A 13,192-nucleotide genomic window follows, 5' to 3' on the forward strand; every position below is an offset into this window, starting at 1 on the left:
TCAGGCTAATTATGTTTATTTGAGAACAATCTCGGCGATGGCGCAATTCTACTCTGCAAAACGACGCGTGACGACGCGTCAGATCATAACTGTTGAAGCCACGGACCTCGATCCTTTTGGACAGGGGGTGGCGCGTCACAAGGGTAAGACACTGTTTATCACAGGTTTGCTGCCAGGAGAACGCGCAGATATTACGCTGACGGAAGAAAAACGTCAGTATGCGCGCGGTCAGGTCAAGCGCCGTCTTAATGATAGCCCGGAGCGCGTGATGCCTCGCTGCCCCCATTTTGGCGTCTGCGGTGGCTGCCAGCAACAGCATGCCAGCACAGAATTACAGCAAAAAAGTAAAAGCAGCGCGCTGGCCCGCCTGGTCGGACACGACGTGAATGACATCATTGCCGATCGGCCCTGGGGCTACCGTCGCCGCGCTCGCCTGAGCCTCAGCTACCAGTCCAAAACCGAGCGGCTGGAGATGGGTTTTCGCAAAGCCGGCTCCAGCGATATCGTCTCTGTCACGCAGTGCCCTGTTTTGGTGCCCCATCTTGAGGCGTTGCTCCCGGACGTGCACCACTGTCTTGCATCGCTGGATGGCGTGCGTTCGCTGGGCCATGTCGAACTGGTGCTGGCCAACAGTGGCCCGCTGATGGTACTGCGCCACACCGCGCCGCTGTCAAAGGCAGATCGCGAAAAACTGGAACGCTTTTCGCATTCTCATGAGCTTGCGCTTTTCCTCGCGCCGCAAAGCGAGATACTTGAGCAGGTCAGCGGAGAAGCGCCCTGGTATGCGTCAGACGGGCTACGCTTAACGTTCAGCCCGCGGGATTTTATCCAGGTTAACGACGGCGTGAACCAGCAGATGGTAGCGAACGCGCTGGCGTGGCTGGACGTACAGCCCACCGATCGGGTGCTCGATCTGTTCTGCGGTATGGGGAACTTTACCCTGCCGCTGGCCCGCAAAGCAGCAAGCGTGGTCGGGGTGGAAGGCGTTGAGGCGCTGGTGGTGAAAGGCCAGGAAAACGCCCAACAGAACGGCTTGCAAAATGTGACATTCTTTCATCAAAATCTTGAGGATGATGTTACTCAGCAACCGTGGGCTAAGCAGGGCTTTGATAAGATCCTGCTCGACCCGGCGCGCGCAGGTGCGCCGGGCGTGATGCAGCATATAATTAAACTCGCGCCTGAACGCGTGGTCTATGTTTCCTGTAACCCGGCGACGCTTGCCCGTGACAGCGAAGCATTATTGAGCGGGGGTTACCAGATTCGACGTCTGGCAATGCTGGACATGTTCCCGCACACTGGTCATCTGGAATCGATGGTGTTGTTCGAGCACATCTAATGAGTTTGGCTTGTCGACTTCGACAGGCCCTTGTCCCTAAAGGAGAGGACGATGGTTGCGGTAAGAAGTGCACATTTAAATAAAGCTGGTGAGTTTGACCCTCAAAAATGGATCGCAAGTCTGGGGATTTCCAGCCAGCAGTCGTGTGAACGCTTAACCGAAACCTGGGCCTATTGTTTACGCACAACGCAGGGGCATCCGGACGCTGAATTGCTGTTGTGGCGCGGCGTGGAGATGGTTGAAATTCTCTCCATGCTGAACATGGATATCGAAACGCTACAGGCCGCACTGCTGTTCCCCCTGGCGGACGCCGACGTGGTGACGGAAGACGTCCTGCGTGAAAGCGTCGGCCAGTCCGTCGTGGCGCTTATCCACGGCGTGCGTGACATGGCAGCCATTCGTCAGCTTAAAGCCGCGCAAACGGACTCTGTCTCTTCCGAGCAGGTGGATAACGTCCGTCGCATGCTGCTGGCGATGGTAGATGATTTCCGCTGCGTGGTGATCAAGCTGGCCGAACGGGTTGCCCATCTGCGTGAAGTGAAGGATGCGCCGGAAGACGAGCGCGTCCTGGCCGCTAAAGAGTGTACGAATATCTATGCGCCGCTGGCGAACCGTCTCGGTATCGGGCAACTGAAGTGGGAGCTGGAAGATTACTGCTTCCGCTACCTGCATCCGGCGGAATACAAACGCATTGCAAAATTGCTGCACGAACGCCGCATTGACCGCGAGCACTATATCGAGGAATTTGTCAGCGGGCTGCGCCAGTCGATGAAAGAGGAGAATGTGCGCGCCGAGGTCTACGGGCGTCCAAAGCACATCTACAGCATCTGGCGCAAAATGCAGAAGAAACATCTCGCCTTTGACGAGCTGTTTGACGTGCGCGCCGTACGTATCGTGGCGGAGCGTCTCCAGGACTGCTATGCCGCGCTGGGGATAGTGCATACTCACTTCCGCCATCTGCCGGATGAGTTCGATGACTACGTCGCCAACCCCAAACCAAACGGCTATCAGTCTATTCATACCGTGGTGCTCGGCCCTGGCGGCAAAACGGTGGAAATTCAGATCCGTACCAAACAGATGCACGAAGACGCCGAGCTGGGCGTGGCGGCGCACTGGAAATACAAAGAGGGTACCTCCGGCGGCGGTCGCTCCGGTCACGAGGACCGTATCGCCTGGCTGCGTAAGCTGATTGCGTGGCAGGAAGAGATGGCCGACTCCGGCGAAATGCTCGACGAAGTGCGCAGTCAGGTCTTCGACGATCGCGTCTACGTCTTTACCCCGAAAGGGGATGTTGTTGATTTGCCGGCAGGCTCCACGCCGCTCGATTTCGCCTACCACATCCACAGCGATGTGGGGCACCGTTGCATCGGGGCGAAGATCGGCGGACGTATCGTACCGTTTACCTACCAGCTCCAGATGGGCGATCAGATTGAAATCATCACCCAGAAGCAGCCAAACCCAAGCCGCGACTGGCTGAATCCGAACCTCGGTTACGTTACCACCAGCCGTGGGCGCTCTAAAATCCACGCCTGGTTCCGCAAGCAGGATCGTGACAAGAACATCCTTGCCGGTCGTCAGATCCTGGACGACGAGCTGGAACATATCGGGATAAGCCTGAAAGAGGCGGAGAAATTCCTGCTGCCGCGCTACAACTTCAACGAGCTCGACGAACTGTTAGCGGCGATTGGTGGCGGCGATATCCGCCTGAACCAGATGGTGAACTTCCTGCAAGCGCAGTTCAACAAGCCAAGCGCAGCGGAGCAGGATGCGGCAGCGCTGAAACAACTCCAGCAGAAAACCTACGCTCCGCAGCAGCGCAGCAAGGACAATGGCCGCGTGGTGGTTGAAGGGGTGGGTAACCTCATGCACCATATTGCCCGCTGCTGCCAGCCGATCCCGGGAGACGATATTGTCGGCTTTATCACCCAGGGGCGCGGGATCTCGATTCACCGCTCCGACTGCGATCAGCTTGCAGAGCTGCAATCGCATGCGCCGGAACGTATCGTGGAAGCCGTCTGGGGGGAGAGCTACTCGGCGGGTTACTCGCTGGTGGTGCGCGTCACTGCCAACGACCGCAGCGGCCTGCTGCGCGACATCACCACCATTCTCGCCAACGAGAAGGTCAACGTGCTGGGCGTTGCCAGCCGCAGCGATACCCGCGAGCAGCTTGCCACCATCGATATGACTATCGAAATCTATAACCTTCAGGTGCTGGGCCGCGTACTCGGCAAACTGAACCAGGTGCCGGATGTGATTGACGCGCGTCGTCTGCACGGCGGCTAAACATCCTCTTCTGTAGGCCGGGTAAGGCAACGCCGCCACCCGGCTCAGGCATTTAATGGAATCTGTTATGACTCAAATCGACCGCCTGCTTGGCATCATGAAACGCCTGCGCGATCCGGAAAACGGCTGCCCGTGGGATAAAGAGCAGACTTTCGCCACCATTGCGCCTTACACGCTGGAAGAGACCTACGAAGTGCTGGACGCGATTTCGCGCGAAGATTTCGACGACCTGCGCGGTGAGCTGGGCGACCTGCTGTTCCAGGTTGTGTTCTACGCGCAGATGGCGCAGGAAGAGGGGCGCTTTAACTTTGACGATATCTGCGCCGCTATCAGCGACAAGCTGGAGCGTCGTCATCCGCATATTTTTGGCGATGCCTCCGCAGGCAACAGTGCGGAAGTGCTGGCGCGCTGGGAGCAGATAAAAAGCGCCGAACGCGCTGAAAAATCCCAGCACTCGGCGCTGGACGACATTCCCCTGAACCTTCCCGCGCTGATGCGCGCGCACAAAATTCAAAAGCGCTGCTCGGCGGTAGGGTTTGACTGGACCTCTCTCGGCCCGGTGCTGGAAAAGGTGCACGAAGAGATCGACGAAGTGATGCATGAAGCGCAGCAGGCCGTTGTGGATGAAGCAAAGCTGGAAGAGGAGATGGGCGATCTGCTGTTTGCGACCGTCAACCTTTCGCGCCACCTCGGTGTAAAAGCGGAAACCGCCCTGCAAAAAGCGAACATTAAATTCGAACGTCGCTTTCGCGAAGTTGAGCGGATTGTGGCCTCGCGCGGCCTGGAAATGAGCGGGATTGACCTCGACGCGATGGAAGAAGTCTGGCAGGAAGTAAAACGCCAGGAACATGATCTCTAACGAGATTTTGCGATCAAGCGCAATTTGTGTGATTTTTTAAATGACAAGCGCTTGATTTGCGTCAAAAACATTTACCCAAAAGGGGCTATTTTCTCACTCCTTATGTTTGTCATGGCCTGGAGTGGAGACGGAGAATGAAAGTTTGTGGCGCTCGTCGTGTTCGGGTATACTACTTTCCCGTCCTGGTTATTCCATCGTTTCACCCTAACTTCTCAGGTTCAGCATGACAACGAACTATATTTTTGTGACCGGCGGGGTCGTATCCTCTCTGGGTAAAGGCATTGCCGCAGCCTCCCTCGCAGCCATTCTTGAAGCCCGTGGCCTCAATGTGACCATGATGAAACTGGATCCGTACATCAACGTCGATCCTGGCACCATGAGCCCAACCCAACACGGGGAAGTGTTCGTTACTGAAGACGGCGCTGAAACCGATCTGGATCTTGGCCACTACGAGCGTTTCATCCGTACCAAAATGACCCGTCGTAACAACTTTACGACTGGCCGTATCTACTCTGACGTTCTGCGTAAAGAGCGCCGTGGTGACTACCTGGGCGCGACCGTGCAGGTCATCCCACACATCACTAACGCCATTAAAGAGCGTGTCCTTGCCGGTGGCGAAGGGCATGACGTTGTGCTGGTTGAAATCGGCGGTACCGTAGGGGATATCGAATCCCTGCCGTTCCTCGAAGCGATTCGTCAGCTGGCGGTAGATATTGGTCGTGAGCACGCGCTGTTCATGCACCTGACGCTGGTGCCTTACATGGCGGCAGCAGGTGAAGTGAAAACCAAACCGACTCAGCACTCTGTTAAAGAGCTGCTCTCCATCGGTATTCAGCCTGACATCCTGGTTTGCCGTTCCGATCGCGCGATTCCGGCGAACGAACGCGCGAAAATTGCATTGTTCTGTAACGTGCCTGAAAAAGCCGTTATTTCAATGAAAGATGTCGATTCCATTTATAAAATCCCGGGCCTGTTGAAATCACAGGGTCTGGACGATTATATTTGTAAACGATTCAGCTTGAACTGTCCGGAAGCTAACCTGTCTGAATGGGAGCAGGTGATTTACGAAGAAGCCAATCCGGGCGGCGAAGTGACTATCGGTATGGTCGGCAAGTACATCGAACTGCCGGATGCCTATAAGTCAGTTATCGAAGCGCTGAAACACGGTGGTCTGAAGAATCGCGTCTCTGTGAACATCAAGCTGATTGATTCACAGGATGTGGAGACGCGCGGCGTTGAAATTCTTAAAGATCTGGATGCTATCCTCATCCCTGGCGGCTTCGGCTACCGTGGTGTTGAAGGCAAGATCGCCACTGCACGCTATGCGCGTGAAAACAATATTCCATACCTCGGTATCTGCCTGGGTATGCAGGTTGCGCTGATTGAATTTGCGCGCAACGTAGCGGGAATGGAAAACGCGAACTCTACGGAATTTGTGCCAGACTGTAAGTACCCTGTTGTGGCGCTGATTACGGAATGGCGCGACGAAGACGGTAACGTCGAAGTCCGTACCGAGAAGAGCGATCTGGGTGGCACCATGCGTCTTGGCGCACAGGCCTGCCAGCTGTCCGACGATAGCGTGGTACGCAAGCTGTACGGCGAGCCGGTCATCACCGAGCGCCATCGTCACCGCTATGAAGTCAACAACATGTTGTTGAAACAAATTGAAGCTGCGGGTCTGCGTGTTGCGGGCCGTTCCGGGGATGATCAGTTAGTCGAGATCATCGAAGTGCCTAACCATCCGTGGTTCGTGGCCTGCCAATTCCACCCGGAATTTACTTCAACGCCGCGTGACGGGCATCCGCTGTTTGCAGGCTTCGTGAAAGCCGCCAGCGAGTACCAGAAGCGTCAGGCGAAGTAAAAAAAGTTAGAACGGCAACGCGTACCTTTGGTACGCGTTGTTTGTCTGGAGTTTTAGTTTAACTTGTACTGAGGAAAATCTAATGTCCAAAATCGTTAAAGTCATCGGTCGTGAAATCATCGACTCCCGTGGTAACCCGACCGTTGAAGCTGAAGTTCATCTGGAAGGTGGTTTCGTCGGTATGGCAGCGGCTCCATCAGGTGCTTCTACAGGTTCCCGCGAAGCGCTGGAACTGCGTGATGGCGACAAATCCCGTTTCATGGGCAAAGGCGTACTGAAAGCGGTTGGCGCTGTTAACGGTCCTATTGCTCAGGCTATCGTTGGCAAAGATGCTAAAGATCAGGCTGGCATCGACAAGATCATGATCGATCTGGACGGTACTGAAAACAAATCTAACTTCGGTGCGAACGCAATCCTGGCCGTTTCCCTGGCGAACGCCAAAGCGGCAGCGGCAGCTAAAGGCATGCCACTGTTCGAGCACATCGCTGAACTGAACGGCACCCCAGGCAAATACTCCATGCCTGTACCAATGATGAACATCATCAACGGTGGTGAGCACGCAGACAACAACGTTGATATTCAGGAATTCATGATTCAGCCAGTTGGCGCGAAAACCCTGAAAGAAGCGGTACGTATGGGTTCTGAAGTGTTCCACAACCTGGCTAAAGTTCTGAAAGCTAAAGGCATGAACACGGCTGTTGGTGACGAAGGCGGCTACGCGCCAAACCTGGGTTCTAACGCAGAAGCACTGGCTGTTATCGCTGAAGCAGTTAAAGCAGCAGGCTACGAGCTGGGCAAAGACATCACCCTGGCGATGGACTGCGCAGCATCTGAATTCTACAAAGACGGTAAATACGTTCTGGCTGGCGAAGGCAACAAAGCGTTCACCTCTGAAGAGTTCACCCACTTCCTGGAAGACCTGACCAAACAGTACCCAATCGTTTCTATCGAAGACGGTCTGGACGAGTCTGACTGGGATGGTTTCGCATACCAGACCAAAGTACTGGGCGACAAAATCCAGCTGGTTGGTGACGATCTGTTCGTAACCAACACCAAGATCCTGAAAGAAGGCATCGAGAAAGGCATCGTTAACTCCATCCTGATCAAATTCAACCAGATCGGTTCTCTGACCGAAACGCTGGCTGCGATCAAAATGGCGAAAGACGCTGGCTACACCGCGGTTATCTCTCACCGTTCTGGCGAAACTGAAGACGCTACCATCGCTGACCTGGCTGTTGGTACCGCTGCTGGCCAGATCAAAACCGGTTCTATGAGCCGTTCTGACCGTGTTGCTAAATACAACCAGCTGATTCGTATCGAAGAAGCGCTGGGCGAAAAAGCACCTTACAACGGTCGTAAAGAGATCAAAGGCCAGGCATAAGCCTGAACCTTCGTTCTTATGAAAAAACCCGCTTCGGCGGGTTTTTTGTTTTCTATAGCAGAAGCGGCAACGTGGCGCTTGCCGTTTGCTGGCTAACGTCACCGTAATGGCTGTCTACTGCAATAAGGGAAGTGGTTAGCAGTTCAACCAGTAGCATCACGCCAACCTTGGCGTTGAGCGCACCCGCGCTCAGCGGTCCCTCGGGTTTGGCTGCAACCAGCTGTAAATCGCTCAGGGAGGCCAGCGGGCTGCGGGGCGTATTGCTGAGCGCCAGTACCTTAACGCCGCGCTTGCGAGCGAGTTTCACCACGTGAAGCAGATCCCGTGTAGAGCCGGAACTTGAGATGGCCACCACCAGCGTCTCTTTCGAGAGCGTCGTCGCATTCATGGCGGCGCGATGCATATCGCTAAACAGCTGTGCAGGTTTGCCGAGTCGCAGCAGCTTGTAATGCAAATACTCCCCCAGAATTGCGCTGGCCGCCACCCCGTAAATTTGCACTGACTGCGCCTGATGCAGGGCCAGTGTCGCCTGTTCAAGCTGGGCCCGGTCGAGGAGTTTTGCGGTATCTTGCAGCGCCTGGACAGACTCATCCACCACGTTATCTATTGCATCTCCTGCCTGACGCTCCGGCAAACCCTGCTGAATATCCAGCGCAAGCGCCATTTTAAATTCGTTATATCCCTTACAGCCCAGCGTGCGGCAAAGACGTGTGACGCTGGCCTCGCTGGTGCCGCTTTCACGCGCCAGCTCGGTGATCGTCAGGTAGAGCACCCTGGCAGGATCGTTGAGGACAAACTCCCCCAGTTTTTGTTGCGTTGGGCTGTACCCGGAAGCCTCCTGGCGTAGCTTCAGCAGCAGGTTTTCATGGTCCGACATGCTAGATCCTTAATGCGTTTCTCTGCCAACTAGTGTGGCGGAAAGCGGGGGAGAGATGCCAGTCATTTCGAAAAAGTATGATCGGCGTCCTGGTTTTTGGTGGTAATTTTCACAATTAAAAATATATATGGTAAAAATTTTCATCAAAAACCAGGGGGATAAAAAATGATGCAAATGTTCAGCGGAGCGTCTTCCGGCGGATGGTTTGAAAAAGCGCAGCGCTTTGGCAAATCCTTTATGTTACCCATCGCCATACTGCCCGCAGCAGGTCTGTTGCTGGGGATCGGCGGGGCGCTATCGAATCCGAATACGCTTACCGCGTATCCATTTTTAGACGTTGGCTGGCTACAGGCCATCTTTACCATCATGAGCAGCGCTGGCTCGATTGTGTTTGCAAACCTGTCGGTACTGTTTGCTGTTGGGGTCGCCGTTGGGCTGGCAAAAAATGATAAAGGCACGGCAGGGCTGGCGGCGTTGCTCGCTTATCTGGTGATGAATGCCACTATCAATGCGCTGCTGATCCTGACCGGAAAACTGGCGCATGAAAACCCGGGCGCCGTAGGGCAGGGCATGACGCTGGGTATTCAGACGCTTGAAACGGGCGTGTTTGGTGGGGTAGTTATTGGACTGGTGACCTGTGCACTGCATCATCGGTTTAATAAAATCGCGCTTCCGCAATTCCTGGGCTTTTTTGGCGGCTCACGCTTCGTTCCCATTATCAGCTCGCTGGCGGCGATACTCGTCGGCGCGCTGATGACCGTGGTCTGGCCGCATTTTCAGAAGCTGATCTTTGGCCTCGGCGGGCTGGTGGATGCCACCGGCTATCTGGGGACTCTGCTGTACGGCTTCATCCTGCGCATGCTTGGCCCGTTTGGTCTGCACCACATCTTCTATCTTCCATTCTGGACCACCGCGCTTGGCGGCAGTGAAATTGTTAACGGTCACCTGGTTGAGGGCACGCAGCGGATCTTCTTCGCCCAGCTCGCCGACCCGAACACGCAGCATTTCTATGAGGGCACGTCGCGCTTCATGTCCGGGCGCTTTATTACCATGATGTTTGGTCTGCTGGGCGCCTGCCTTGCGATGTACCACACGGCCAGGCCGGAGAACAAAAAGCGCGTCGCTGGGCTGCTGCTCTCTGCGGCGTTAACCTCATTCCTGACGGGAATTACCGAGCCCATAGAGTTCTCATTCCTGTTTATTGCCCCGGTGCTGTACGTCATTCATGCGCTGTTTGACGGGCTGGCGTTCATGCTCGCGCACATGCTGCACATCACCATCGGACAAACTTTCTCCGGCGGGTTTATTGATTTCGTGCTGTTCGGCATTTTGCAGGGGGAAGCGAAAACTAACTGGATGTTCGTCCCGCTGGTGGGCGTACCGTGGTTCTTCCTTTACTACTGTACCTTCCGCTATCTGATCAAACGCTTTGATTTTGCCACGCCGGGCCGTGAAAAGGAGGCGTTGGCTGACGAGGCTACCCTGCCGCAAAGCGAGCGCGCCGCGGCGGTGATCGCCGGGCTGGGAGGAAAAGACAATCTGGATGACGTTGACTGCTGCGCCACGCGCCTTCGCGTCACGGTGAAAGACGGTAGCAAAGTCAATGAATCTGCACTGAAAGCGACCGGCGCCCGCGGCGTAATCGTCCGCGGCAACGGGGTCCAGGTCATCTATGGCCCGCACGTCACCATTATCAAAAACGAAGTAGAAGAGATCTTATCGTAATGAAAACTGTACTGGATAACCTGAAAGGAAAACTGGTCGTCTCCTGCCAGGCGCTGGAAAACGAACCGCTGCACAGCCCGTTTATTATGTCGCGAATGGCGCTGGCGGCGGCCCAGGGCGGTGCCGCTGCGATCCGCGCCAATAGCGTGGTGGATATCGAGGCTATCAAAGGGCTGGTCTCACTGCCGGTAATCGGCATCATCAAACGAGACTATCCGGACAGCGAGGTGTTCATCACCGCAACGCTCAAAGAAGTGGATGAGTTGATGGCGGTCGGCCCGGAGATCGTTGCGCTGGATGCGACCGCCCGGAAACGGCCCGGTGGCGGATCGCTGGACATGCTGATCGCGCAGATCCGCACCCGTTACCCTTCGCTGCTGCTGATGGCGGATATTGCCACCGTGCAGGAGGCCGTGGCCGCGCAGGCGCTGGGGTTTGATTGCGTCGGAACCACCCTTTACGGTTATACGGCCGAGACTGCGGGCCATTCGCTACCGGAAAATGACTGCGCGTTTTTGAAAGAGGTGCTGTCTGCCGTCACGATCCCCGTGATTGCTGAAGGTAACGTGGATACGCCTGAACGCGCGGCCAGGTGTCTGACGCTGGGGGCGCACACGGTTGTCGTCGGCGGGGCGATCACCCGACCACAGCAAATTACGGAACGGTTTATGGCGGCAATTGGCGCGCAAAGCACCGATGGAGCATGATCATCTGACGGGGATCTGCGATACTTATCGTTTATCCCCTTAACAGAGTTGACTATGCAGTACCCGATTAACGAGATGTTCCAGACCCTGCAAGGCGAGGGTTACTTTACCGGCGTTCCCGCTATCTTTATTCGTTTACAGGGATGCCCGGTTGGCTGCGCCTGGTGTGATACCAAACATACGTGGGATAAGCTCGCAGATCGGGAAGTGTCGCTGTTCAGCATTCTGGCGAAAACCAAAGAGAGCGATAAATGGGGCGCGGGCAGCGCGGAAGATCTGCTTGCCATTATTAGTCGTCAGGGCTGGACGGCGCGGCATGTGGTGATCACCGGCGGGGAACCCTGCATTCACGATCTGATGCCGCTCACCGAACTGCTCGAGAAGAACGGCTATAGCTGTCAGATCGAAACCAGCGGCACCCATGAAGTGCGCTGCTCCCATTCAACGTGGGTTACGGTTTCACCAAAAGTGAATATGCGCGGCGGGTATGACGTACTGTCGCAGGCGCTTGAGCGTGCTGATGAGATCAAACATCCGGTGGGGCGCGTGCGTGACATCGAAGCGCTGGATGAACTGCTGGCGACGCTGACGGACGAAAAGCAGCGCGTGATCGCGCTACAGCCTATCAGCCAGAAAGACGATGCGACCCGTCTGTGCATTGAAACCTGTATCGCCCGCAACTGGCGGCTGTCGATGCAGACGCACAAATATCTGAACATTGCCTGATACTTTTGTGGCCCCGCTTAACGCGGGGCTTTTGTTGTTGGCAGTAAAGCCCAGGTCACGACTGCCGACCCAAGGCAAATCGCACTGTTGAAAAGCAAGGCATACTGCGCGGCACTGGCCGTTCCCATCGGCAGCCATAGCGCGTACAGCGATGCGGTGACCGCGATACCCATTGCGCCGCCCAGGGAACTGCCCATCTTATAGATCCCTGAAGCCACCCCCACTTTGTTTTCAGGGGCATTCATTACCGCCGTGTCCGTTGAGGGCGTGGCGTAACATCCGAGCCCCAGCCCGAATAAAATATTGCTCAGAAAAACGGTAACAATGTAGACCTCTTTGCTTAAGAAGGTGCATGAAATCAGCGAAATACCTGTTGCGGTCAGCAGCGGGCCGGTCATCATCGGTAGCCTGGCGCCATAGCGCTGAAGCAGTTTTTCACCCACCCGGATCATCGCCAGTACGGTAACCAGATACCCCAGCGTCATCATGCCTGTCTGTAGTGGTGACAGATGATGGCCTTGCTGCAACCAGATGCTGGCGATCATCATGGTGCCAATGCAGCCGTTGAGCAGGAAATTTGAGAATACCGAGGCGCTATAGGCCCGGTTTTTAAACAGGGCGAAATCGATCAGCGCCGCATCGCCTTTTCGCCGCCCGGTAACGACAAAGCACATCAGTGCAATCACGGCTCCACACAGTACAAGAAGCGATAAACTGCTGCTCCAGCCCCAGCTGTGTCCTTTGCTGATAAACAGATTGAACAGCACCAGCATAAGGACAAAACTCACCAGGCCGCTGATATCCAGTTTGTGTCGACACGCATCAGGGCTGCGGCTTTCCGGCGTGGCGCGGATAAGCAATAGCGCGACCAGAGCCACCACCATCGACAAAATAAAAATCCAGCGCCAGCCCAGCGTGGTGGCGATGGCGCCTCCCACAAACGAGCTCAGGCCACTCCCGCCCCATGAACCGATAACCCAGAAACTGATTGCGCGCTGGCGTGCTTTACCTTCATACCAGGTTTTAATCAGCGCCAGCGTGGCGGGCATGATGCAGGCCGCTGATAGCCCCTGTATCGCTCGTCCCAACAGAAACAGGACGGGCTCCCATGAAATGAACAGCAGACCACTCCCGATCATGCTCAGGATCAGGCCAATCATGGTCAGGCGCATGCGCCCAAACTTATCGGCAAACCCACCGCAGGCGACGACAAAACAGCCGCTGAACAACGCGCTCAGGCTGACGGCCAGCGTAAGGGTTTCGAGGGCAATATCGAGGCTATTCTGCATGGCCGGAACCACGTTGATAACCGACTGGGCAAACAGCCAGAATGTCAGAACGCTCATGACGATACCCGCCAGCAGCCGATCGTTACCGGCGTAGGCGGATGCGCCTGTCAGGGAAACGGTACTCATAGTGCAGCCCTCCCGGGAAGGT

10 protein-coding genes are annotated in these 13,192 nt (G+C 55.6%); 8 read left to right on the plus strand and 2 right to left on the minus strand.

Translation table 11 applies throughout. From position 1 onward, the window contains the following. The first annotated feature begins 37 nt into the window (after positions 1-37). The 5 genes from rlmD (at position 38) to eno (ending at position 7,720) form a co-directional block, all read left to right on the plus strand. Positions 38-1,336: a 23S rRNA (uracil(1939)-C(5))-methyltransferase RlmD gene (gene rlmD / locus ACOTX5_RS02360; protein WP_023295343.1), complete on the plus strand. Its 1,299-nt coding sequence runs from the start codon at positions 38-40 to the stop codon at positions 1,334-1,336. A 51-nt stretch (positions 1,337-1,387) separates the two neighbouring features. Further along, entirely contained in the window at positions 1,388-3,619 is a 2,232-nt protein-coding gene (gene relA, locus ACOTX5_RS02365; RefSeq protein WP_003862722.1) for a GTP diphosphokinase, read from the plus strand. A 67-nt stretch (positions 3,620-3,686) separates the two neighbouring features. Next, entirely contained in the window at positions 3,687-4,478 is a 792-nt protein-coding gene (mazG, locus tag ACOTX5_RS02370) for a nucleoside triphosphate pyrophosphohydrolase (protein ID WP_003862720.1), read from the plus strand. A gap of 223 nt (positions 4,479-4,701) precedes the next feature. Beyond that, on the plus strand, positions 4,702-6,339 hold the full coding sequence (gene pyrG, locus ACOTX5_RS02375; protein WP_003862718.1) for a glutamine hydrolyzing CTP synthase: 1,638 nt from the start codon (positions 4,702-4,704) through the stop codon (positions 6,337-6,339). A gap of 82 nt (positions 6,340-6,421) precedes the next feature. Beyond that, positions 6,422-7,720, plus strand: coding sequence for a phosphopyruvate hydratase (gene eno / locus ACOTX5_RS02380; protein WP_006811784.1), 1,299 nt, complete (start codon positions 6,422-6,424; stop codon positions 7,718-7,720). A gap of 52 nt (positions 7,721-7,772) precedes the next feature. Here the strand turns inward: eno and ACOTX5_RS02385 are convergent, their stop codons facing one another. Beyond that, positions 7,773-8,597 carry a MurR/RpiR family transcriptional regulator gene (locus ACOTX5_RS02385; protein WP_015571725.1) on the minus strand — a complete coding sequence of 275 codons (825 nt, stop codon included), beginning with the start codon at positions 8,595-8,597 and terminating at the stop codon, positions 7,773-7,775. Between the two features lie 165 nt (positions 8,598-8,762). Here ACOTX5_RS02385 and ACOTX5_RS02390 point away from each other — a divergent pair, with 165 nt between their 5' ends. The 3 genes from ACOTX5_RS02390 to queE are packed head-to-tail and all read left to right on the plus strand — an operon-like array spanning position 8,763 to position 11,755. After that, a complete protein-coding gene (locus ACOTX5_RS02390) occupies positions 8,763-10,322 on the plus strand; it encodes a maltose/glucose-specific PTS transporter subunit IIC (RefSeq protein WP_017382825.1) in 1,560 nt (519 codons plus the stop codon). Continuing rightward, complete coding sequence (locus ACOTX5_RS02395) at positions 10,322-11,029, plus strand: N-acetylmannosamine-6-phosphate 2-epimerase (protein WP_045349483.1); 708 nt, start codon at positions 10,322-10,324, stop codon at positions 11,027-11,029. Before ACOTX5_RS02390 ends, ACOTX5_RS02395 begins: the two co-directional genes overlap by 1 nt. Positions 11,030-11,083: 54 nt before the next feature. Further along, positions 11,084-11,755, plus strand: a complete 672-nt coding sequence (gene queE / locus ACOTX5_RS02400; protein ID WP_015571722.1) for a 7-carboxy-7-deazaguanine synthase QueE — start codon at positions 11,084-11,086, stop codon at positions 11,753-11,755. A 17-nt stretch (positions 11,756-11,772) separates the two neighbouring features. Here the strand turns inward: queE and ACOTX5_RS02405 are convergent, their stop codons facing one another. Next, positions 11,773-13,170 carry an MFS transporter gene (locus ACOTX5_RS02405; protein ID WP_032102901.1) on the minus strand — a complete coding sequence of 466 codons (1,398 nt, stop codon included), beginning with the start codon at positions 13,168-13,170 and terminating at the stop codon, positions 11,773-11,775. Positions 13,171-13,192: the final 22 nt, after the last annotated feature.

Source organism: Enterobacter cloacae complex sp. IR5441 (genome assembly GCF_049238215.1).
GTDB lineage: Bacteria > Pseudomonadota > Gammaproteobacteria > Enterobacterales > Enterobacteriaceae > Enterobacter > Enterobacter hormaechei_C.

What these genes read in the sequence shown, in the direction of transcription:
- relA (WP_003862722.1), top strand. Translation starts at nt 1,388, where the DNA reads ATGGTTGCGGTAAGAAGTGCACATTTAAATAAAGCTGGTGAGTTTGAC.
- rlmD (WP_023295343.1), top strand. Translation starts at nt 38, where the DNA reads ATGGCGCAATTCTACTCTGCAAAACGACGCGTGACGACGCGTCAGATC.
- mazG (WP_003862720.1), top strand. Translation starts at nt 3,687, where the DNA reads ATGACTCAAATCGACCGCCTGCTTGGCATCATGAAACGCCTGCGCGAT.
- ACOTX5_RS02405 (WP_032102901.1), bottom strand. Translation starts at nt 13,170, where the DNA reads ATGAGTACCGTTTCCCTGACAGGCGCATCCGCCTACGCCGGTAACGAT.
- ACOTX5_RS02390 (WP_017382825.1), top strand. Translation starts at nt 8,763, where the DNA reads ATGATGCAAATGTTCAGCGGAGCGTCTTCCGGCGGATGGTTTGAAAAA.
- ACOTX5_RS02385 (WP_015571725.1), bottom strand. Translation starts at nt 8,597, where the DNA reads ATGTCGGACCATGAAAACCTGCTGCTGAAGCTACGCCAGGAGGCTTCC.
- queE (WP_015571722.1), top strand. Translation starts at nt 11,084, where the DNA reads ATGCAGTACCCGATTAACGAGATGTTCCAGACCCTGCAAGGCGAGGGT.
- eno (WP_006811784.1), top strand. Translation starts at nt 6,422, where the DNA reads ATGTCCAAAATCGTTAAAGTCATCGGTCGTGAAATCATCGACTCCCGT.
- pyrG (WP_003862718.1), top strand. Translation starts at nt 4,702, where the DNA reads ATGACAACGAACTATATTTTTGTGACCGGCGGGGTCGTATCCTCTCTG.
- ACOTX5_RS02395 (WP_045349483.1), top strand. Translation starts at nt 10,322, where the DNA reads ATGAAAACTGTACTGGATAACCTGAAAGGAAAACTGGTCGTCTCCTGC.